The sequence below is a fragment of the Natrinema limicola JCM 13563 genome (assembly GCF_000337475.1).
GTDB lineage: Archaea > Halobacteriota > Halobacteria > Halobacteriales > Natrialbaceae > Natrinema > Natrinema limicola.
The window spans coordinates 42,360-64,371 of the sequence record NZ_AOIT01000010.1 but is presented as its reverse complement, the minus strand read 5'-3'; the positions used below and the strand labels follow the sequence as shown (position 1 = coordinate 64,371).

Here is a 22,012-nt window from a genome sequence, read left to right as displayed (position 1 = left end):
AGCATCGCTCATACTGTCGGACAGCAGTCAATACGAAGTCAGTCGCGGATTCGCGGCCGTCTCCACCGGTGACGGCCGCAGGCGACCGATCGTCACGTCGTTCTGTCCGGCAGTATCAACAGCGCAGGGTGAACGCCGCGTCATCGACGACACACCTCGCTCGAGAGGGGCAAAATCATTTATTATGGTCGTCGCTCTATGAGGAGACGCTTCCAGAATCGGAAGCCGCTGTGTGGGGGCTCGAATGGTAAGCGGTGGTGGACCCCACACATGGCGCACCTTGCGGTGCAATCCGTCTGTTGGGGCGCGGATTTAAAGAGACTATTCCAAGGTTATTTGGTATGTGTCGGAGACATACATGTTCCGACCGCTCCGCCGGGCGAGTGGCTGTCTGATCTCAGTCGCCGAGATGAGCGTTAGGTGCCGATCAGGTCATCGTAGCGTGCACCCGTCTGCTTCAGCGTCTCGGTCGAGTAGAGTCGCTCGTGGTCGACGGGGAGATAGTCGGCTGCGAGTTCGTCGATCTTCGCGTCGACGGCCTCGGGATCGCGGCCGTGAATCATCGTAAATAGGTTGTACGGCCACTCCTGGTCGGGCCTGCGCGGCCGGTGATAACATAGGGTCACGTAGGGTAAGCCACCCGCACGCTCGCCCCACTCGTCTAAGTTCTCGTCGGGGACGTCCCAGACGACCATACAGTTGGCGTCGAAACCGGTCACGACGTGGTTGATGATACAGCCGATCCGTTTGATACAGCCGTTTGCGAGCAACCTATCGACTGCCTCGAGGACGTCCTCGATCGGGGCGTCAATGTTGTCGGCGATATCGCGATACGGCGTCGCCGAGAGCGGAAAGCCGTCTTGGATCTCGAGCAAGAGATCGGCCTCGAGCGCCGAGAGATCGCCGGTCGCTTCCTCGCTGATCCGGGTGGCCGACGAATCGGTGCGATCTTCGAGTGACTCGCGGGCGAAGCGGTCGCTGTTGACGACGGGAAACTCGAGGTCGATGTAATAGTCGGTCAACATCGGCAGGTTGAGGACCTCACAGCCAGTTTCGGCCTCGATCTCCGCGAGGATCTCGTCGCGTCGCTGCTGTGACCCGGCGGTGACGACGAACCACATGTTCCACTCGTGGTCGCGGGCGTAGTTGTGGTTGACCTGCCGGTAGTCGTTGATGATCGCCGCGATTTCGTCGAAACGGTCTTCGGGAGCCTGGACGGCAGCGAGCGTCGACGAGCCGATCACCGGCGGGTTGAGGACGGCACCGAACCGGCGGACGATCCCCGCCTCCTTGAGCGCCCGAACGCGCTCGACCGCGTCCGATTCGTCGATCTCGAGGTCGGCAGCGAGCCGGCGGAACGGCCGGTCTTCGATCGGGAAGCCGCTCTGGTAGCCGTCGATCAGCGCTGCGTCCACGTCGTCGATGGCCTCACGCCAGTTCCCCGACAGGGTACTCATTGGCCGTTCTAGGGAGACGGCCCCCGTATCGCTTTCGGGACTCCTCGGTCGTCGACATCGCCGGTGGATTCGGGGTGCTATCTCGATGCTGGCCGGTTTAGACACCGCGCACACTCGAGACGTGAGCGGGCGTTCACGGACTGTTTCCCGGCAGGATACAGGAAACGGGGGGTTTTTGCGCCGTCCGTGCCAACGTCCGCACATGGCGAAGGCATCCCAGACGTTCGGCGAATGGCCGTTGAAACGCCTGATGACGGAGGTCATCGGTTCGGGTCCGAAGTCGGCCGACGACATGAGCCACGATCAGGCTCGCGAGGCGTTCCAGCGGATTCTGGCGGGCGAGCCCGAGGACACCACCCTCGGTGCGTTCTGGCTGGCCAACCGCTGGAAGCGCAACAACCCCGAGGAGCTGTCGGCCTATACCGACGTCATGCGCGAGGAGTCGGTCGTGACCGCCGAGCCCGAGTGTGATCCGGTCGACTGCGGTGCGAACTACGACGGGAAGGACACGTCCGCCATCCTCGGCGTCGGTGCCGGCGTCGTCGCCGCCGCCGCGGGGACGCCGGTCGTCGTCCACTCCGGCGACTACGTCCCCTCCCAGAAGGCCACGGCGTACAAACACGTCCTCGACGAACTCGGCGTCCGGACCGAACTCGAGCCAACGGAAAGCGCCGACATGGTCGACGAGACCGGCTTCGGCTTCTACTATCAGCCCGCGTTTAACCCCGGAATCGACGACCTCTTCGAGCGTCGCGACGAGATGGGCGTCCGAACCTTCGTCAACACGATCGAGACCGTCGCCAACCCGGCGAACGCCGACGTGCACCTGGGCTCGTTCTACCATCTCGCGTTCGCGAAGAAGCTGACCGATCTCATCAAAGAAAGCGACCAGCTCGACTACTCCCGCGCGATCTTCTTCCAGGGGATGGAAGGCTACGACGACATCCGTCCCGGCTATACGAAGGTCGCCGAGTGGGACGAAACGGGAGCCGACGGCGAGGAGTCTTTCGAGGACTACGAAATCGAAACCGCCGAGTACGGCATGGAGATGGAACGCGACGACCTCGCCGTCGACGAGATGGCAGCCGACTCCGCGGCGATCACCGAAGCCGTCCTCGCCGGCGAGCGCGACGACCACTTCGCCGACGCGATCGCGCTCAACGGTGCGTTCCGGATGTACGCCCGCCAGGACGTCGACAGCTTGGAAGCCGGCCTCGAGCAGGCCCGCGAAGTCATCGCCGACGGCAGCGCCCAAGCCGTCCTCGAGGAGCTACAGGCGTACTGAGCGGTCGACGAGACCGGGAAGTTTCCCGCTGTTTTCCGATCGCGGTTCGTTCGTCGCCGACCGAAACGGTGTGACTCAAGCGCCGTCCACAGAACGAAGAGCGCCAGTAGGCTTTTGAGAACGGCCCGTTACGTGAGCACATGCAACTCGATTCTGTTCAGATACTTGATCTGACCCGCCTTCTCCCGGGGCCGTACGCGACGCAACTGCTCGCCGACGCGGGTGCTGACGTAATAAAAGTCGAAGACACCGAGACGGGCGACTACGCCCGACACATGCCGCCGATGACCGACCGCGAGGTCGGCGCGCTGTTCGACAGCGTCAATCGCGGCAAGCGAAGCGTCGCACTCGATCTCAAATCCGAGGCGGGCCGGACCGCGTTCTACCGGCTGGTCGAAGACGCCGACGTCGTCTTCGAGGGGTTCCGACCGGGCGTTGCCGACCGCCTCGAGATCGATTACGAGACGCTGACCGAGTACAACGCAGACCTGATTTACTGTTCGCTGTCGGGCTACGGCCAGACCGGTCCGTACGCAGACCGCGCGGGCCACGATCTCAACTACGTCGGCGTCGCTGGACTGCTCGATATGACTCGCGAGAACGAGTCGACACCGCCGCAGATTCCGGGTTACCAGATCAGCGATTTCGGCGGTGGCCTGTTCGCGGCGTTCAGCATCGTCGGCGGCCTGCTCTCGCGCGAACTCGGCACCGGCGGGGAGTACATCGACATCGCCATGACCGACGTGGTCGCCTCCTTCTCGCAGGCGCTCTCCTACGAAGCGCTGACCGGCGACGATCCCCGGCCCGGCGAAACGGCGCTCACCGGCGCGGTACCCTGGTACGATATCTACGAGACCGCCGACGGCCGCTATGTGACCTTTGCGGCACTCGAGGAGAAGTTCTGGACCACGTTCTGCGAGGAAGTCGGTCGCGAGGACCTCATCGACGTTCACGAGACCGACGATCCAGCCGAACTGGCAGCCATCCGTGAGGAACTGGCCGAGCTGTTCGCGACCCGCTCGCGAGACGAGTGGCTCGAGACGCTGAGCGACGAGACGGTCGTCGGTCCGGTGTATACGCCGGCCGAAGCCCTCGAGCACCCACAGTTCGAAGCCCGCGGACTGGTCGAACGGCCGGACGATGCACCCCCACGAGTCGGGTTCCCAGCTGCAGGACCGGACGCACCCGACAGCGACGACGAGTCGCTCCCAGCCCACGGCGAGCACACCGACGAGCTGCTCGCGTCAGTGGGCTACGACGAGGCACAGCGAACTGCCCTCCGCGACGCGGGCGTCATCCGCTGACTCGCTGACTCACTCGAGCGGCCTCGAGTAGCGGCTTCATACGGTCTGCTGTAAGTCACTTCCGGAGGGACCGCGAGCGGTCCTGCGGTCCCTCCGGTAAACAGTTACAGCAAACCGTATCAGTCGAGCAGCCGCGACCGGGAATACTGTTATGTCAGCCGTCAGCAAACCGTGGTGGTAATGAGATGCGGACAGGACGGACCCGACACGCACCGCGCCACGACGGAACGACTGTCGGCGACGACCGGTCAAACGGCCGGGGGATATTACGATGCCGACTAAGTCACTCGCGGAACTCGAGGCGATGGTCGGCGACTCGCGAGTGACAACGGAGACGTTCCGCATCGAGGCCGGCAAGGTCGCGGAGTTTGCACGCGCGATCACGTCCAATGATCCAGTGTTTCGCGACACAGCGGCCGCTGCAACGCGGGGCTACGACCGCGTACCCGCACCGCTGACCTACAGTCAGGTCAGCCGGTTTCCGCGGCACACGCCCGAGGGAGTCGAGGAAACCGGCTTCGACCTCGGCTTCCACCCAGAGTACGTCCTCCACGGCGAACAGAGCCACGAGTACGAGCGCCCGCTGTTCGTCGGCGACGTCCTCGAGGGAACGACCACCCTCACGGACGTCTTCCAGCGCGAAGGGGGCCGTGCGGGGACGATGACCGTTGCCCACCTCGAGACCGAGTACAGAGATCAGCACGACGACCGCGTGCTCACCGAGCGGACCACCATGCTCGAGACGGAGGACGCGGTTGCCGATGAGCACACAGCGGACGACATGGCCGAGCCAAACGGGGGGGCCGTCACGGCCGACAGCGACGTTCCGTCACCGACCGACGACGGGTTCGAGCGAGTCCGCGACCTCGACGGACTCGTGGTCGGCAAGAGCGGCCCGACGGTTGTCGTCGACGATCTCGAGCGCCGACACTTCGTCAGGTACGCGGGCGCGAGCGGTGATTTCAACCCGATCCACTACGACGAACCGTACGCGACGGGCGCGGGCAATGAGACCGTCTTCGGCCAGGGGATGTTAACCGCCGGCATCACCTCCCGCGTCGTCACCCGCTGGTTCGACCTGCGGAACGTCACGCGTTTCGATGTCCGATTTCGGTCACGGGTCTTCCCCGGCGACACCGTCATCGCGACGGGCGAGATCGTCGAGATCGACCCCGACGCGAGAACGGTCGAGACGACACTCGAGGCGCGGACGGCCACAGACAAGACGCTGCTGACCGGTTCGGCGACAGTCGATCTCTCGAGGAGTGATTGATACTGCCGATTACGCGATCAAATTCTCGTCGTCGACCACCGCTACGCTCGCGAGTTGGTCGCCAGCGGTCACCGTCGCTTCTCGAGTGAGTGCATAGAGCAGGCCGTCGCGGTCGACGCATGGCTCGTGGCGCGATTCGTACGTCGTCGGATGAAAGACCGTGCCGATCGGCGTCCCTGCCTCGATCACGTCGCCCACCTCGAGCGTCGGATTCGGTCGAAACAGTCCGGACTCGGTGGCAGTGACCTGTCCGGCGTGATTGTGGGCGACGGTCTGATCGCGTTCGGGTACCGCGCCGGGAAGGAGATCGAGCTGACGACAGACATCGAGCAAGCCCGTGACGCCGTCCGTGACGACTCCTTCGAGGATCTGCTTGTTGTGGGCGAGTTCGGGCGTGATCGCGGGGATCCCCTCGTCGGCGGCGGTGACACGGAGCTTGCCGTCGAAATCACGCTGGGACCATGCGTCCGGCGCGTCGTCGCCAGCCCGTTCAGCCAGCAGGAGGTCGGTCCCAAAAGCTTCAGCAAGCGACCGGGATCGATCATCGCCTGCACTGTAGACGACGTGGGGGAGCATGTCGGGGCTGCCCGTATGGAGATCGACGACGGCGTCAGCTGCCGTGACGTACTCCCAGAGGCGGGCTGCCATGCGCTGGTGGAGACTGCCGTCGGCGTCGCCCGGCCAGACTCGGTTCATGTTCGGGTTGACGCTGTCGAACGGCTCCGGCGTCGTGTAGGAGACCCGATCGAACGTCAGCGGGTTCGCGACGGGGACGGCGATCACGGTCCCCGACAGCGACTCGAGAGGCAGGCGCTCGTGAAACCGCCGAAGAACCTCCGTCCCGTTGATTTCGCGGCCGTGCTGGGCCGCCTGCACGTATAGCGTCGGCCCTGGCTTGCCGCCCCGATAGGTGTGGACCGTCGTCGTCAGTTCTACGCCCGACGGCAATCGATCGAGCGTGACCTGTTCCGCCGTGTGCGTGCCGTCGCTCATGGCGGGTCGTTCCACGGCCGGGGGTATGTACCTGCGGCCGCCGGTCGCCAGTCAACGACGATGCACAGCCGTCGCGCCGATGGCCGCGACGCAAGACCACTATCGTTTTCAGTCGTCCCGTCGACCCCGACGTATGGGAGACGTTACTGCGACCCTGCACACGAACAAAGGTGACATCGAGGTCGAACTCTACGACGAACGCGCACCGCGCACCGTCGACAACTTCGTCGGCCTCGCGACCGGCGGCAAGACCTGGACCGACCCCGAGACGGGCGAAGAAGTCGAAGGGGAGCCGCTGTACGACGACGTTGCCTTCCACCGCGTCATCGAGGGCTTCATGATCCAGGGCGGCGACCCGACCGAGACCGGCCGCGGCGGCCCCGGCTACCAGTTCGACGACGAGTTCCACGACGACCTGCGCCACGACGACGAGGGCATCCTGAGCATGGCCAACTCCGGGCCCGACACCAACGGCTCGCAGTTCTTCATTACGCTCGACGCCCAGCCCCCCCTCGACGGCCGCCACTCAGTCTTCGGCACGGTCACTGATGGGATGGACGTCGTCCACGAAATCGGCAGCGTCGACACCGACGCCAACGACCGTCCGAAAGAGGACGTCGTCCTCGAGTCCGTCTCGGTCAACTACGAGTAACTGCCGAACCCGCTGTTTTATCGCTGGAATACCCGTCAGCAGCCCGTTCAATCCCGCCGAAGCCGCACACACCGAGAGAGATCGTTGGCACACGCCTTTAGGGCAGCGGTAGCATACCACGTGTATGGGCTGGACGACCGACGACATTCCCGACCAGGAGGGCCGCCAAGTCGTCGTCACGGGCGCGAACAGCGGCATCGGCCTCGAGGCGACCCGGGAACTCGCACGCAACGGCGCGACGGTGATTATGGCCTGCCGGAGCACAGAGCGGGGCCAGGATGCGGCGCAGGACGTGCGCGCGGACGTCCCCGACGCCGACCTGCGCGTCGAGGCGTGCGATCTGGGCGATCTCGAGTCGATCCGTGCGTTCGCCGACCGACTCGGCGACACGGCCCTCGACGTCCTGATCAACAACGCGGGCGTCATGGCGATCCCGCGCGCGGAGACCGCAGACGGCTTCGAGACCCAGTTTGGCGTCAACCACCTCGGACATTTCGCGCTCACCGGGCTGCTGCTCGAGAACCTCCATCCCCACGACACATCCGAGTCGCGGATCGTCACCGTCTCGAGCGGCATCCACGAGCGCGGCGAGATCGATTTCGACGATCTCCAGCACGAGGAGTCCTACGACCCGTGGGATGCCTACGCCCAGTCGAAGCTGGCGAACGTGCTCTTTGCGTACGAACTCGAGCGCCGACTGCTGACGGCAGATGCAAACGCTAGGAGTATCGCTGTCCATCCGGGCTATGCGGACACGCAGTTGCAGTTTCACGGCCCCGAACAGCGCGGCAGCCCCCTTCGAAAAGCCGGGATGTGGGTTATGAACACGGTGCTGGCCCAGCCGGCCGCGATGGGCGCGCTCCCGACGCTGTACGCTGCGACCGCGCCCGAGGCCGAGGGTGGCGCGTACTACGGCCCCGGCGGATTCATGAACATGCGCGGGACGCCCGAACGCCAGGCCTCCTCGGAGCGCTCCTACGACGAGGAGACGGCCCGTCGGTTGTGGGCCGTCTCAAGGGAACTGACCGGCGTCAACTACGACTTGCCGAAACCGAAAGCCGAGGTCTCAGCGTAGGTCGTCTCTCTCATTCGTCCCAACCGTAACGCGAAAGACGGCTCAGTCGAAGTATGACCCAATGAGCGACGACGGCATTCAACGCGCTAGCGACGTCGGCTCGAGCGACGCGCCACCGATCGAAGAAAAACCCTACAAGATCATCTTCGAGGCCAACAAATGCTTCGGCGCAGGCAAATGCGCCGAAGTCAGCGACAACTGGGAGATGTCCATCGCCTCGGGCATGGCCCAGCCCGAGGAATACTTCATTAGCGAGGAGGACCTCGAGCACAACGTCCGCGCCGCGGAGGTCTGTCCCGCAAAGAAAGACGATGGCTGTATCCACGTCGTCGACCGCCGCACTGACGAGGAAATCGCACCCGACCCCCACGGCGACGGCACGCTGAGCGTCGACTGGTAGGCAACTTTCGTAGGTGGCTCGAGCGCACACCGAAACGCACATCCCCACCCCGGGACAACGACTGATTGCCTTCTGTGCGAGGGTAGCCAAGCAGGCCAACGGCGGTGGGCTTAAGACCCGCTCCCGTAGGGGTCCCTGGGTTCAAATCCCAGCCCTCGCATACCGACTCGAACGACAGTGAGAGTCGTGTCTGCGAGACGCGGGATTTGAACGAGAGAAGTCACAGCGCTCGAGCGACGCGAGAGCGACCGTCTTCGCGTGGTTCAAATCCCAGCCCTCACAATCGGCCTCGAGACCTCTTATACTGTCCAACAGACCTATTTGAAGATCACTCGCTCATACGGTCTGCTGTAACGAGTTACCGGTGCAACCGCAGGACGGTCGCGGTTGCACTGGAACTGACTGACAGGAGCCCGTATCAGGGTCGGCTGTCATCGATAGAGACAGCCGGCTTTCGCGAGCGGCTTCTCACTGACTCCAGTCCGACATCTTGTATCAACTCGGAAGCCGGCCGGCTCGCTCAAGGGCGGCGAGGACGACGATCGTGGCACCGAGGCAGAGCGCGGCGGTGGCAAACACCGTGTCGTAGGCGTAGCCACGCTCGAGGACCAGCCCGACGACCGAGGAGCCAAGCGACTGGGTCAGCATCCAGACGGAGCTGAACACGGCGTAGGCGCTGCCCCGGGTCGAGTCGGGGAGCGTATCGAGGAGGTACGTGTCCGCGGCCGGAAACAGCGCGTGGATGATAAAGCCGAGGAGGGCGGTCAGCACGACAAGCGCGAGCAGGCCGTCGACGAGCGTCAGCGCAAGCAGGCACGCGGCGAACGCCCCGACGATGCCGAGCAGATACGGGACGTGTGGGAACCGGTCGGCCAGATCACCGCCGACGTAAAATGCCGGCACGCCGGCGGCAAAGACGAGCGTGAGCATCGTGCCCGCGGTCCGGTCGGAGAGGTCCTTCGATTGCATGTAGAGTTCGTAGAAGTTGAACACGCCCTGCCAGACGAACACCGCCGCGCCGACGAGTGCCAGCGCGGTGACGATGATGCGCCACTCCGAGAGTGCGCCGGCGACGAACTCGCGGTCCGCACGTCCTGCCGTCGGCATCTCGGTTCCCTTCGCGGCGTGCCAGGTGTAGGCCGTCCCGAGTGCCGCGCCGGCGGCGATTGCACACAGCGCGAGCCGCCAGTCGACGAGCATCGAAAGCGCGACGAACGGCGCGGCGATCACCGCGGCGATCTGGCTGGCCGCTCCGTGGATTCCCATGATGCGGCCGATGCGAGACGGATAGAGTTCGCTCAGGAGCGGATTCGCGGAGACGAAGTAGATGCCGGAGGCGACACCCATGAGCAAGGCCCCGGCCATGAGATGTGGAACCGTCATCGCGGTCGCAGCAAAGGCCGAAGACGCTGTGAGCACGACACCCGACGCGACGACGACGCGGTGTCGCGGGACCTTCGTGAGCACCCACCCGGTCGGGAGCCGAAGGGACGCACTCCCGACCCATACCAATGTCGCGATGAGTCCGGCGGTCGCCTCGCCGATCGCGAACTCGGCGATGAACACGTCCAGCAGCGGTGCAAAGACGATTCTGGCGAGATTGAGCAGAAAGACGAGGCCACAGAGGGACCCGAAGAGGCGAGCGCGGGACACGAATACTGTTGCCGACAGCGGCTCTCAAGCGTTGCGAAACGGGCGGGCCAGCACCGACTGTGACTCTTCTCCGACGACGGACAACCGGTCGCAGGCGAACCCGCTCAAGAAGGGTCTCGTGAGCGGGAGGCTGATTTGCCTACTCGTCGGCCTCGGTGACGTCCTCCGCGCGGAGTTCCGCGCTTGCCTCACGGACCTCGCGCATGACACTCGAGATGCGCTCTTCGGCCTCGAGTTCGTCCTCGACCGAGAGGTCGACGCCCTCGACTTCCAGCAGGAACTTGGCGACCTCGGTGGCTTCGTACATCACGTCGTCGAGTTCCTCGGCGGTGAAGAAATCACACATCGCGCCGTAGAGGAACGTTGCGCCGGCCATCCGAACCTTCTCCTCGAAGGACGCACGGGCCTGGTTGACCGCCTGCGGGGTGTAGGTGTCGGTCATGAAGGGGACGAGGTCGGGCAGATTCTCGCCGATCTTGGTCATCTCGACGCCGGTCTCGGTTCGAAAGTCAGAACAGAGGCGGGCAATGGCCCACTCGCGAGCGGTGATGTAGGTCCGCTCGCGCAGGAAGTCGTTAACCCGGTCGTACTGGGCACCATCCATCTTCTTGAAGCGGGCGTACTTCTGGACATCATCGGGCACGTCGTTTTCCTGCGGATCGGGGTCCGGGACGCCCGGCATCGATGCGTCGTCGGTCGCGTCGGGACCGCCGGTGTCGTCGGCTCCCGCGTCGTCGGCTCCCGATTCCGTGTCGCCATCGACTCGCGCGGCGTTCGCTCCGTCCTCGTCCATGTCCGCGTATTCCCAACAATCCGAGATAAGGGTTGTTCTCGAGCGAGTCCGCTCATCGGCCGACAGCGATCCGCGACCGATCGCGGTCGAAATCGACCCAGCGAGGGATATCACTGGCCGTAAACGGCTCGCGTATGAACTCGAGTTCGCCCGGATTTAAGACCGTGTACGGCATTCGGTAGGACATGACACAGACGCCAGTCGTCGTGACGGCAGTCCGAACGCCGCAGGGGAAAGAAGACGGGGTGTTCGCTGACGTCCGCAGCGAAGACCTCTCGATTCCCCTGATCGACGAGATCCTCGCGGAAACGGGCCTCTCGAGTGCCGAAATCGACGATCTGATGTGGGGCTGTGCACAGCAACGCGGCGAGCAGGGGAACAACGTCGCTCGCGTCATCGCCTTGCTCTCTGAACTGGGCGAAGACGTTCCCGCGGCGACGATCAACCGGTGGTGTGCCTCCTCGATGCAGGCGATCATCTCGGCGTCCGACGCCATCGCGGCCGGCAACCGCGACGCCATCATCGCCGGCGGCGTCGAGAACATGAGCCGCGTCCCGATGGGCGAGAACATGGGTAACGTCCACCCGCGGCTGGCCGACCTCTACAACATCGGCGAACTCCAGATGGGGATGACCGCCGAGAAGGTCGCCGAGGAGTACGGTATCAGCCGCGAGCAACAGGACGAGTACGCCGCCCGCAGCCAGCAACGCGCAGTCGACGCCACCGAATCGGGCCGCTTCGACGACGAACTCGTCCCGATCGAAACTGAGGACGGCGCTGTCACCGAAGACGAGGGACTCCGTCCCGGCACCACCCCCGAAAAACTCGCCGAGTTGCCGACCGTTTTCAAATCCGATGGCATGGTTACTCCCGGTAACGCCTCCCAGATATCCGACGGCGCAGCCGCGCTGCTCGTCACGAGCAAATCCTTCGCCGACGAACACGACCTCGAGATCATGGCCGAAGTCGGCATGAACAACGTCGCCGGCGTCGACCCCACCGTGATGGGGATCGGCCCGGTCCCGGCGACGCGGGGCCTGCTCGAGCGCAACGGTCGCGATATCGACGACTACGACCTCGTGGAACTCAACGAGGCATTCGCCAGTCAGACGCTGTACTCCCGTGACGAGCTCGGCATCGATCCGGAGATCTTCAACGTCAACGGCGGCGCGATCGCGATCGGCCACCCGCTGGGGGCTTCGGGTGCCCGCCTGCCGGTCACGCTACTCCACGAACTCGAGAAACGCGGCGGTGGCCTCGGGTTGGCGACGCTGTGTGTCGGCTTTGGACAAGGTGCGGCGATCGAGTTCGAGGTTAACTGATACTGCTGGACAGAACGACGTGAAGCCGGCCGCACGTATGCGGCCACCTATGGGGACGGCCGCGAAGTCGCGACCGGCTTCGTATTGACTGCTGTCCAGTAGTATGAGCAGATACGGCCCCGGTCACAGTGAGCGAGAACCGGCGATTTAGGTAGCTCGAGCGCGTCAGCACGCGTATGGAACGGCTGTTGCTGGCGATACTCGTGGGGATTCCGCTCGTCTGGCATCTGGGCCTGACCGGCGTCGCCTACTACGATGCCGGACGGGTCGGGCTCGAGCCGCCGAAGAAATGGGCGGCAATCACCTTTTTCGTTCCGGTGATCGGCTTTTTTATCTACCTCTTCGAGCGCAGCGAACTGTCCTACGATCCCGAGACCGACCCCTACCGGGGGAATAACGTCAACATCCACCCCTCACGGGCCGACGACACCACGCTCCCATCTCGCGGTGACAAGCGGCTCACGGCGGACGACCTCGAGGACGACAGCGACGACGCTCGGCGCGGGAAGTGACAGAACGCAACGATTCGCGTCGGGTCGCTGAGATCAGTCGTCGGCGACGATGTCTGTACTCCCCTCGAGTGCCGCGTCGGGGACCGTCCCGTCGTCGTTCCAGCCGCGTTCGTCGTAGTACTCCTCGAGACCCTGCTCGAAGTCCGGAATATCGTAGGGCACCGTGTCGTCCTCGCGGTCGAAGCCGCGCTGGGTGTTGAAGTGACGCTCGAGCGAGACGATCTCACTGCCAATGGCGAGCAACTCGTCGTAGTCGGCGTCGAGTAATGTCTCGAGGCGGGCTTCGGTGATGAAATTCCGCGAGAACTTACAGAGGACGGCACTGTCTTTGATCACGTTGATGTTCTCGAGTTCGACGATTTTCGGCGGTTTCCCCTCGAGTCCGGCTTTGTCGAAGGCGTCGTCGGCGTCGACCAGCGGGTACTCGTATGGGTAGAACTCGGCGTACATGTGGTCGGCACCGCGATTCGAGGTCGCAAAGGCAAGTCCCTGACCGTTCAGCGTGCGGCCGTCGTGGGCGGGGAACTCCATGCCCTTGGCGGTCCAGTTCTCGACGCCTAACTCGTCGTGAATCCGATCGATACCCTCTGCGAGCAGGTCGCCGACGCCCTCGCGATAGGCGATTTGCTCGACGAGGTCGTGGATCAACGCGGCGTTACCGAACTCGTCCTTGCTCGCGAGGTAGGCCGCGACGGTGTCGCCCGCAGAAATCGTGTCGAGCCCGAGTTCGTCACACAGCTTGTTCGATTGCATCACGTCGACGATATCGTCGACGCCCGAGTTGGGGCCGAAGGCCATCAGCGTCTCGTACTCGGGGCCCTCGGTCTCGAGGCCCGACTCCTCGTCTCTGGTCGGCAGTTTGCAGGCAAAGGCACACGACGAGCAGGTGCCTTTCTTGTACTTTTTTTCCTCGACGCGATCGCCGTTGACGCCCTCGATACCCTCGAAGGAAAGCTCCGAAAAGTAGCGAGTCGGCAGGGCTTCGACCATGTTCGCGTACTCCGTGACCGAAGTGGTTCCCTGGGCTTTCATCGGGTTCTCGGACTGGGCGGCCTCGCCGTGGATCTCCATCTGCAGCGGCGGAAGCTCGACCTCGCGGGTCGAGTCGCCGTCGAACGTGATCGCCTTGACGCCTTTTGCGCCCAGCACCGCACCGAGCCCACCGCGACCGAACGCGCGCTCTTCGGAGGTCATGATCGAGGCGAACCGAACCTCGTTTTCGCCGGCCGGGCCGATGACGACGGTGTGCTCCGAGCCGAGGCCGTGTTCGTCTTCGATGTACGCACAGGTCTCGGGGACGGTCGCCTCGGCGAGTTCGGGGACCGGTTCGAACTCGACACGTGGGCGAGACGCCGTCTCGCTGCCCGGCGAGTGTGACTCGTCGCCCTCGTCTCTGACGTGGACGATCACGAGCTCATCGCTCGCACCGGTAATCTCGACGGCGCTGTAGCCCGTCCCGGTGAAGTTCCGCGAGAGGAAGCCACCGGCGTTCGACGAGAGCAGCCCGTCGGTCAGCGGCGAGACGCCGGTCGCCGACATTCGGCCGGTAAAACTCATTGTCGAGTGCTGGAGTGGCCCCGTCGCAAAGTAGAGCCGATTGTCCGGCCCCAGTGGATCGGCGTCGAACGGGATCCGGTCGTGGGCGAGTCGCGTCCCAAGTGCCCGACCGCCGATCGAGGACTCGAGGACGTCGTCGATCGAGACAGACTCAGCCGTGCGCTCGCCCACGTCGATCGAACACAATGGGCCCCGTGCGTGGTTCATACTACCACACTGATGGACACGGGTGCAAAACGGTGTCGGTTATGCAGGTCGTCAGACGGACTCCTGTCGGTGGATACCGACACACCCGCCCCGTTTGCGAGTGCATCGGGGACCAGTGACAGCAGCCCGTATTACCGCTTCGTTTGCCCTCGAATGCGATTAGACGGGTTTGCCACACTGCTCGATAGCCTCACGGACCGCGTCGGTCCGGCCGATGAGCGTGATATGGTCGCCTTTCTGCAGTTCGACATCGGCTGACGGAACCTCGTTGGTCCCGTTCCGGCTCACGAGTGCGATGAGGACGCCGCTTGGGAGTTTGTCGCCGATGTCAACGACCCGCTTGCCGACGAGGTCCTCGTCGGTGACTTCGATCTCCTGGACGTCTCCCGACCGGCCGAGTTCGGACATCCAGTTCGAGAGCGCAGGGCGTTCGATCACGTTGTCGATCGCCCACGCGGTCGACTCGGCGGCCGAGATCGTCTCGACGTCGAGCTCTTCGAAGGCGTCGACGTTCGAGGGGTTGTTCGCCCGAGCGATGACCGTCTCGACGCCGAACTTCGACTGGGCGAGTTGTGCCACGAGGAGGTTGACGTCGTCGTCACCGGTCGCCGCGACGACGGTGCGAGCGTTCTCCGCACCCGCCCCCTGTAACACGTCGATGTCTGTCCCATCGCCCTCGCGGGCGGTAAAGCCGTCGTTGCGAAGGTCCTCGAGGGCAGTCCGGTCGTTTTCGATCAGGACCACGTTTTCACCGCGCGCTTCGAGTCGTTCTGCCAGCGAGCGACCGACGCGGCCGCCGCCGATGATGAGTACACGCATGGGTATCACGTCGAGTTTCTCCGCGATCTGTCTGGCAAACCCGCCCTCCAAGACGACCGTGACGAGGATGACGAGAAAGACCGTGCCGACGAGTAGATCCGCGCCCGCCGGGTTCGTCGGTGGCTCGGCAGTCTGCAGCCGGATCGCAAACAGCGTCGCGACCGAGGCTGGAATGATCCCCCGCGGCCCGACAAAGCTCATAAACAGCGTCTCACGGACCGTAAACCGGTCGCCTCGAGTCGAGAGGAAGACCAAAAGCGGTCGCAAAACGAACATTACGGCGACGACGACCGCCACGCCGCCGAGCCCGAGTGCGAACAGTTGGTCGAACTCGAGCAACGCCGCGAGCGTAATGAAGACAAACGAAAGGACGAGCAAGGTGATGTCGCCTTTGAACGCCGCGATATCCTCCTCGTATGGAAGATCAGCATTGCCGAGGATCAACCCAGCCGTCGCTGCGGCCGCGACGCCCGCCTCGGCGAAGACGTAGTCGGCCGCGCCGAAGGCGACGATCGCCCCCGCAAGCGTGAGCAATCGCGCGTTCTGTGGCGCGTTGTCTGGCGAGATGTCGACGTACTGTAACAGTGCCCAGACGATCGCCGCGACGACGACGCCGACGAGCAGCCCCGTCCCGAGTCGCTCGGCGAACAACTGGAGGTAGACGTCGGCGGTCAGCTCCCGGACGGTCATCGCCTTGAACAGCACGACCGCCATGATCGCCGCCGTCACGTCGTTGACGATCCCCTCCGTCTCTAAGGTCGCCGCGACCCGATCGCGGACGGGGACGACCTTCAGGATCGGTGTGACGACCGTCGGCCCGGTCGCGATCAGCAACGCGCCGATCAACAGCGCGATGTCCCACTGGGCCTCGAGGAAAAAGCGAACTGAGGCGGCGGTCCCCACAAGCGCGATCGCCGCGCCGACTGTGGTCAATCGCAACACGGCAGCCGGTGCCTTCCTGATCTTGTCGATCTTGAGGTGGAACGCACCCTCGAAGACGATGATCGCGACGCTCAGTCCGACGATCGTCGAGAGCCCGCTGCCGCCGCCGAACGACTCGACCGACAGGACGCCGAGACCCTCCGGGCCGATGGCGACGCCAGCGACGATGAGAAAGAGGACGCTCGGAACCCGAAACTTCGCCGAGAGGAGTTGTGAAACCACACCGAGCCCGACGATCACGGCGACGAGGACAAGGAGATTACCGCCACCGGCCACACTCATGGCTTCAGCTCCCGGGCTGCGGCCAGTCGGGAGACCGATACGTCAGCGCTATCCATTCGTTTCAACGAAGACACTCGAATAGGATAACTCCTATGAGACACGTCGAGACACGGACATAACGAGCCGTTCACCGAGTGCCGGACGACACCGACCGAGGGACGGCAGCCGGTCACGCACTCGCGTACAGTCGGTCGATTCGGTCCTCGAACCGGTCCATAATGACTCGGCGTTTCTTTTTCATGGTCGGCGTGAGCATGTCGTTTTCCTCGGTGAACTCCCGGGGGACGAGTTCGAACCGTTTGATCGTCTCGTGTGGCTGAAAGTCCTCGTTGATCCGGTCGACCTCCCGTTGGACGTACGCGCGGACACGCTCGTCGTCACACATCGCCTGCGAGCTCGCCGGGAGCTCAATACCTTCCTCGTCGGCCCACGACCGGATGTGTTCCTCGTTGGGCACCAGCAACGCCCCGACGAACTTCTCGCCGTCGCCGACGACCATCGCCTGGTCGACGACCTCACTGGCGGCAAACGCGTCCTCGAGCGGCCCAGGTGCGACGTTTTTCCCCGTCGAGAGGACGATGAGTTGTTTGAGTCGATCACGAAACTCGAGGTAGCCGTCGGGGCGGATGTGGATGATGTCGCCAGTTCGGAACCATCGGCCGGCCGGCGCATCGCCCGACTCCCCAGCCGGTTTGGCTTCTTGCAAGAGAGAGCCGCTCGAGCGGTTCGGTGCCTCGGATTCCGTGCGGCTCTCGGGAGCGTCGTCAGTAAAGGCACGCTGTGTCGCCACAGGGTCGTTCCAGTAGCCCTGCGTGACGTTCGGCCCGCACACGAGGAGTTCGCCGACTGCGCCGGGATCGTCCGTAAAGGCTGCCTGATCGACGACGGTCTCGTCGACGGTCACTTCGACGTTCGACAGCGGCGGCCCGATCGTCCCGATTTTCACGGCGTCCGGTGGGTTCGTCGAGACGACCGGTGCAGTCTCGGTCAATCCGTAGCCCTCGTAGATCGGCAGCCCCATCGCGTGATAGAGCCGGCAGAGCTCCGCCGAGAGGCTGCCGCCGCCGCTGATCAGCAACTCGAGGTTGCCACCGAGTGCATCCCGAACCGACGAGAAGACCAGCCGATCGGCGATCGCTCGTTGGGCACGCAACACGGGACCCGGCGAGTCGGTCTGCTGGTACGCGACGCCGATGTCGGTCGCCCACTCGAACAGGCGTGCTGTGACGCTCGAGGTCTGTGCCTCCTCGCGAATGGTATCGTAGATCGTCTCGTAGACGCGGGGGACGCTCGTCGCCGTCGTCGGCTCGACGGCACCGAAATCTTCCTTGAGCGTGTCCGGGCTCTCCGCGTAGGCGACGCAGGCACCGGTCGCGAACATGACGAAGTGGCCGGCAGTCCGCTCGAAGACGTGTGCCAGCGGCAGATACGACACCGCCACCGACTCCGCGTCGAGCGTCGGGACGTCGTCGGCCCTGTCCGGTCGTGGGCCGAAGCGTTTCCGAACCCCGTTGACGTTCGCCCGAAAGTTCCCGTGAGTCAGTTGAACACCCTTGGGCTGGCCTGTCGTCCCGCTGGTGTAGATCAGACTCGCCAAGTCATCGAGGCTTGTCTCCGCGAGCCGTGTCTCGTAGGCCTCGCGATCGAAGGCCGCCTCACCGCGGTCGTAGACCTCCCCGAGCGTCAGGATATCGTCACGGTCATCGTAGCCCCCGAGAGCGTCGATCGAGACGAGAAACTCGAGATCGAGGTCGTCCTCGACGGCGAGAACCCGCTCGAGCAAGGCCTCGTTCTCGACGACGACGCCGTCGGCATCGGGATCGTCGAGCAGGTAGCGAACCTGCTCGGGCGAAGAGCCCGTGTAAACGGTCGTGACGACCGCGCCGGCCGACAGCAGGGCGAAGTCCGTCTGCGCCCACTCCATACGCGTCGCAGAGAAGATGGCGATCCGATCGCCGCGCTCGATGCCAAGCGTGCGAAAGCCGGCCGAGAGCCGGCGGACGATCGTACGCATCTCGGCATACGAGATCGGGCGGAACTCGCCGGGTGTCCCAGCGGGCAACGCCGATCCGGTCAGCGATCGGTCGTAGACACCGCCTTTGTACTGCTGTGCCGGCCGATTCGCGTTGCGCGCGGCGGCGTCTTCGAACAGTTGTCCGAGTGGGGTATCCCCGATGACCGCGTCCACGTACTCTCGTTCGGCGTCCCGCCAGCCCATACTGCGTGAGAATATCAGCCATGGAGATAAAACGTGATGAAACCGTTGGCAAGTGTTGACACGTTTATTCACCGCTCGGCAGGAATCGATTCGACTGTGTCACTCGAGACGGTGCCACTCACCCACTTGGGCGCTGGTCACTCCCGGTGCTCGAGATAACCCAGGACACCGCGGGTGTTCAGCTTCGCCTCCTCGCTGGCTTTCTCCTCGCCCCAGACGTCGGCCATATCGGTCGCCGCGGCGAAATGCTCGATGACCGCCTCGTCGTCCTCGAGTTCGTCTCGTTTCTGTGCGACCGCGTCGACCCACTCCTCGAGGACAGTCGCGTACTCCTCGAGTGCCGCTTCGAGGTCGTCGCCGACGAATCGGGGGCCAAAGTGTGGATAGCAGAGTACGTCGGGACCGAGCGCCTCGAGCGTCTCGAGGTCGGCGAGACACTGCTCGAAGTCGAAGTTCGAGGGCGGCGATGTCTCTCGGATTTCTTCGATTTCGGGCACCCAGATCCCGGCGGCGTCAGCGACAAAGACCGCGTTGTTTTGGGGATCTTCGAAGACCACCTGGTGTGGCGCGTGGCCCGGTGCCGCGTGAACGCGCAGCTCGTGGGTGCCGAGATCGATGCTGTCGCCATCCTCGATTTCGACGATCCGCTCGTCCGGAATGGGTTCGGGTTCGACGTAGTATTGCCACTGCTGGCCGACGGCTGCTTTCGTGCCGGCGACCAGCCGCGAGGGGTCGGCCATGTGGTCGGTTCCGATCGGGTGGACGTAGACGTCGGCGTTCGGATAATCCCGGGCGAGAAAGCCCGCGCCGCCGGCGTGGTCGAGGTGGATGTGGGTGAGTGCGATGACCTCGAGGTCGTCCTCGTCGATGCCGATCTCGGCCAGTGCCTCGCGGACTAGCTCGTAGTTGGTGCCGATACCGGTGTCGACGACGGCAGGACGGTCGTCGTCGATGATGTAGACGGCACCGTACTCGTTCGTGTCGTACATCCCCGTATCGAGATAGTAGAGCTCCGAACAGTCTCCAGTCGTGACCTCGCGGACGTCTCCGACTTCCATACCGGGTAGCCTGTCGTCACGTAGCATAAAAGCTCGCGTCGCGGCCAACCGGCGGTCAGATTTCATACGACACCTGTCAGTCAGTGACTGCAACCGGTCTCAGTCGTCGTCGATCGACTCCTTCCACTCGCCGATCCCGGACGGATCGAGATGGACGTGTGCATCACCGACATCGTCGATCCCGCGCAGCCGGGTAACCAGCTCCGATTCGACGTCGTGAGCCTCCCGGAAGGGAATGTCGCCGTCGACTTCGGCGTGGACTTCGACTTCGAGGACGGTCCCATCGTAGAAGACGGTCAGGTCGTGGATGCCCTGGACGGCCGGGTGACACCGCAGGGCACGGGTTATCTCCGCGCGCTTTTCGGAACCGGGTGCAGCACCGATGAGGTACTCGACGTTTTCTTTGCCGATCTCGACGCCCTGATAGACGACCAGCAGACTGACCAGCCCGCCGGCGATGGGATCGAGCAGCGGGACACCGACCAGCACACCCAGGACGCCGACGATCGCGGCGATCGACGTATAGATGTCGTTCAGACAATCAACCGCGAGCGCAGTGAGCGCGGTCGATTCCAGCCGCTCGTTGACCCGGACGGTGTAGCGGTAGACGAGATACATATCCACGATCGAGAGCACGAGCGCCGCGAGCAACAACGGACTGAACTCGACGTTGGTTCCGGAGATGATCCCCTCGAGCGACCGGTAGAGCAGGTTCAACCCGAGCAACGCGATGACGGCACCGACGAACAGCGCCGTCAGCGGTTCGATTCGATCGTGCCCGTGTGGATGTGTCTCGTCGGGTTCGTCGAACGCGCTTCGTCCCCAGACGAGCACGACGACGCTGGCGACGAGATCGGCCACCGAGTGGGCCGCGTCCGCCAACAAGGCGACGCTGCCAAAGGCATAGCCCGCCGCCCCCTCGGCGACGATCTTGGCGACGTTCCCGAGGACGTTCACCCACGACGCTCGCGCGAACCCGTTTCGCCCGCCGTCGGTGGCACCGTCTTCGGCCATAGCTCGGTTTAGAGGCAGTCTAACCTTGGTCTTTTTCTTTCCGGTTTTCGAACTGGTCGGGACCCGCCGGCGGGCTTTCGGAATCCTCATTGTGGGGCAACGGAGAGTGTCGAGACAGCTGGGCGATGGGGCCCGCCTGACCCAACTGCCGACCGCGCTGCGGGTATATTCCCACGGAGACGCCATGACGGCCGGCTGACGGTCCCTGCCACACACCTCGCTATGGCAGCCGATCATCCCCTCGTTCGACTCGAGACGCTCGCACTGATCGCCGTCGGCGGCTTCGCCGGCTCGAACCTCCGGCTGTTCGCAATGGAGTTGTTCGCGGACGTGCCGTCGATTGTCCTCGTCAACGCCGTCGGGAGCACAGTGCTTGGCTTTCTGGTCTACGAAGCCGAGTATACGGATCACATCGGCTCACGGACGCGGACCGTCTTCGCGACTGGCTTTCTTTCCTCACTGACGACCTACAGCACGTTTGCACTCCAGACCGCGTTCGCGGCGGGTCCACTCGCGATCGGCGGGATCGTCGTCGCCAACTACGGGCTTGGATTCGCCGGGGTCTTGATGGGTCGCGCACTCGCCCGTCGACTCGAGACGCCACAACCGACCGGCGGTGAGACCGCATGAGTGCGAGTCCGACGATCGTTGCGGACGCACTCGCCGGCAGTCTCGTCACCGTCGATCCCGATCCGGCTCATATCGTCGGCTCCGGCGGGGCGATCGGTGCGCTGTTGCGCTACTGGGTCGGCCAGCAGGTCTCGAGTCGCGTACCGAGCAGCCAGTTCCCGCTGTCGACGGTCGCTGTCAACGTCATCGGCAGTTTCGCCCTCGGACTCGTGGTGCTCGCGGGCGCAGGCGAGTCGACACTGCAATTGGTTGGCACCGGAATCTGTGGCTCGTTTACGACCTTTTCGTCGTTTTCGGTCGAAACCGTCCGACTGTACGAACGCGGCGACCGTGCCCGCGCGATCGCCAACGCCGCCGGCAATCTGGTGTGTTCGCTCGCGGCGATCGGGCTTGCGTGGGCGCTTGTCGCTGTGACCCCTCTGTGAGGACGCGTCTCCGCTCGCTTGCGTCATACGGTTTGCTGTAACTGTTTACCGGAGGGACCGCAGGACGGCTCGTGGTCACTCCGGAAATGACTGACAGCAGACCGTATCAAAACACGTTCGCGTTCGTTCAGGACTGATAGC

Annotated in this window: 19 protein-coding genes and 1 tRNA gene; 11 read left to right on the top strand and 9 right to left on the bottom strand. The window is 64.1% G+C overall.

The genetic code is table 11. From position 1 onward, the window contains the following. Positions 1-416: 416 nt before the first annotated feature. Complete coding sequence (gene ahbB, locus C476_RS00445) at positions 417-1,457, bottom strand: siroheme decarboxylase subunit beta (RefSeq protein ID WP_008008759.1); 1,041 nt, start codon at positions 1,455-1,457, stop codon at positions 417-419. Between the two features lie 202 nt (positions 1,458-1,659). Here ahbB and C476_RS00440 point away from each other — a divergent pair, with 202 nt between their 5' ends. From C476_RS00440 to C476_RS00430, 3 genes are all read left to right on the top strand, one after another. Continuing rightward, entirely contained in the window at positions 1,660-2,742 is a 1,083-nt protein-coding gene (locus C476_RS00440; protein WP_008008757.1) for an anthranilate phosphoribosyltransferase, read from the top strand. Positions 2,743-2,882: 140 nt separating this feature from the next. Continuing rightward, the gene (locus tag C476_RS00435; protein WP_008008755.1) at positions 2,883-4,046 is read left to right on the top strand and encodes a CaiB/BaiF CoA transferase family protein; all 1,164 of its coding nucleotides are present in this window, start codon (positions 2,883-2,885) and stop codon (positions 4,044-4,046) included. A 271-nt stretch (positions 4,047-4,317) separates the two neighbouring features. Next, positions 4,318-5,319 (top strand): FAS1-like dehydratase domain-containing protein, encoded by a 1,002-nt coding sequence (locus tag C476_RS00430; RefSeq protein WP_008008753.1) that lies wholly within the window; start codon positions 4,318-4,320, stop codon positions 5,317-5,319. A 9-nt stretch (positions 5,320-5,328) separates the two neighbouring features. On the opposite strand, the gene C476_RS00425 is transcribed toward C476_RS00430, so the two are convergent. After that, entirely contained in the window at positions 5,329-6,312 is a 984-nt protein-coding gene (locus C476_RS00425) for a succinylglutamate desuccinylase/aspartoacylase family protein (protein WP_008008751.1), read from the bottom strand. Positions 6,313-6,445: 133 nt separating this feature from the next. Between C476_RS00425 and C476_RS00420 the strand changes: the two genes are divergently transcribed. The 4 genes from C476_RS00420 to C476_RS00405 all read left to right on the top strand — a co-directional run bounded on the left by C476_RS00420 (position 6,446) and on the right by C476_RS00405 (position 8,599). Next, positions 6,446-6,964 (top strand): peptidylprolyl isomerase, encoded by a 519-nt coding sequence (locus C476_RS00420; protein ID WP_008008750.1) that lies wholly within the window; start codon positions 6,446-6,448, stop codon positions 6,962-6,964. Positions 6,965-7,088: 124 nt separating this feature from the next. Beyond that, a complete protein-coding gene (locus C476_RS00415) occupies positions 7,089-8,039 on the top strand; it encodes an oxidoreductase (protein ID WP_008008749.1) in 951 nt (316 codons plus the stop codon). A 61-nt stretch (positions 8,040-8,100) separates the two neighbouring features. Further along, positions 8,101-8,439 carry a ferredoxin gene (locus C476_RS00410; RefSeq protein WP_008008747.1) on the top strand — a complete coding sequence of 113 codons (339 nt, stop codon included), beginning with the start codon at positions 8,101-8,103 and terminating at the stop codon, positions 8,437-8,439. 76 nt (positions 8,440-8,515) lie between these two features. Beyond that, a tRNA-Leu gene (locus C476_RS00405) sits at positions 8,516-8,599 on the top strand. A 335-nt stretch (positions 8,600-8,934) separates the two neighbouring features. On the opposite strand, the gene C476_RS00400 is transcribed toward C476_RS00405, so the two are convergent. Both C476_RS00400 and C476_RS00395 read right to left on the bottom strand, forming a co-directional pair. Beyond that, a complete protein-coding gene (locus tag C476_RS00400) occupies positions 8,935-10,092 on the bottom strand; it encodes an MFS transporter (RefSeq protein WP_008008745.1) in 1,158 nt (385 codons plus the stop codon). Between the two features lie 139 nt (positions 10,093-10,231). Then, positions 10,232-10,885, bottom strand: a complete 654-nt coding sequence (locus C476_RS00395) for a DUF5806 family protein (RefSeq protein WP_008008743.1) — start codon at positions 10,883-10,885, stop codon at positions 10,232-10,234. 185 nt (positions 10,886-11,070) lie between these two features. Between C476_RS00395 and C476_RS00390 the strand changes: the two genes are divergently transcribed. Both C476_RS00390 and C476_RS00385 read left to right on the top strand, forming a co-directional pair. Continuing rightward, entirely contained in the window at positions 11,071-12,207 is a 1,137-nt protein-coding gene (locus C476_RS00390; RefSeq protein WP_008008741.1) for a thiolase family protein, read from the top strand. 176 nt (positions 12,208-12,383) lie between these two features. Continuing rightward, a complete protein-coding gene (locus C476_RS00385) occupies positions 12,384-12,719 on the top strand; it encodes a hypothetical protein (RefSeq protein WP_008008740.1) in 336 nt (111 codons plus the stop codon). A 33-nt stretch (positions 12,720-12,752) separates the two neighbouring features. Here C476_RS00385 and C476_RS00380 read toward each other — a convergent pair whose 3' ends face one another. From C476_RS00380 to C476_RS00360, 5 genes are all read right to left on the bottom strand, one after another. Next, entirely contained in the window at positions 12,753-14,483 is a 1,731-nt protein-coding gene (locus C476_RS00380) for an aldehyde ferredoxin oxidoreductase family protein (RefSeq protein ID WP_049911513.1), read from the bottom strand. A gap of 159 nt (positions 14,484-14,642) precedes the next feature. Next, positions 14,643-16,526, bottom strand: coding sequence for a cation:proton antiporter domain-containing protein (locus tag C476_RS00375; protein WP_008008738.1), 1,884 nt, complete (start codon positions 16,524-16,526; stop codon positions 14,643-14,645). A gap of 169 nt (positions 16,527-16,695) precedes the next feature. Further along, positions 16,696-18,744 carry an AMP-dependent synthetase/ligase gene (locus tag C476_RS00370; protein ID WP_008008737.1) on the bottom strand — a complete coding sequence of 683 codons (2,049 nt, stop codon included), beginning with the start codon at positions 18,742-18,744 and terminating at the stop codon, positions 16,696-16,698. A gap of 137 nt (positions 18,745-18,881) precedes the next feature. Next, positions 18,882-19,802 (bottom strand): MBL fold metallo-hydrolase, encoded by a 921-nt coding sequence (locus tag C476_RS00365; protein WP_008008736.1) that lies wholly within the window; start codon positions 19,800-19,802, stop codon positions 18,882-18,884. A 99-nt stretch (positions 19,803-19,901) separates the two neighbouring features. Continuing rightward, the gene (locus C476_RS00360) at positions 19,902-20,816 is read right to left on the bottom strand and encodes a cation diffusion facilitator family transporter (RefSeq protein WP_008008735.1); all 915 of its coding nucleotides are present in this window, start codon (positions 20,814-20,816) and stop codon (positions 19,902-19,904) included. A 222-nt stretch (positions 20,817-21,038) separates the two neighbouring features. On the opposite strand from C476_RS00360, the gene C476_RS00355 reads away from it, so the two are divergent. Together C476_RS00355 and crcB are read left to right on the top strand one after the other, a co-directional pair. Continuing rightward, a complete protein-coding gene (locus C476_RS00355; protein ID WP_008008734.1) occupies positions 21,039-21,446 on the top strand; it encodes a CrcB family protein in 408 nt (135 codons plus the stop codon). Beyond that, entirely contained in the window at positions 21,443-21,871 is a 429-nt protein-coding gene (gene crcB / locus C476_RS00350; protein ID WP_008008733.1) for a fluoride efflux transporter CrcB, read from the top strand. The genes C476_RS00355 and crcB overlap by 4 nt, the downstream gene beginning before the upstream one ends. The last annotated feature ends 141 nt before the right edge of the window (positions 21,872-22,012 follow it).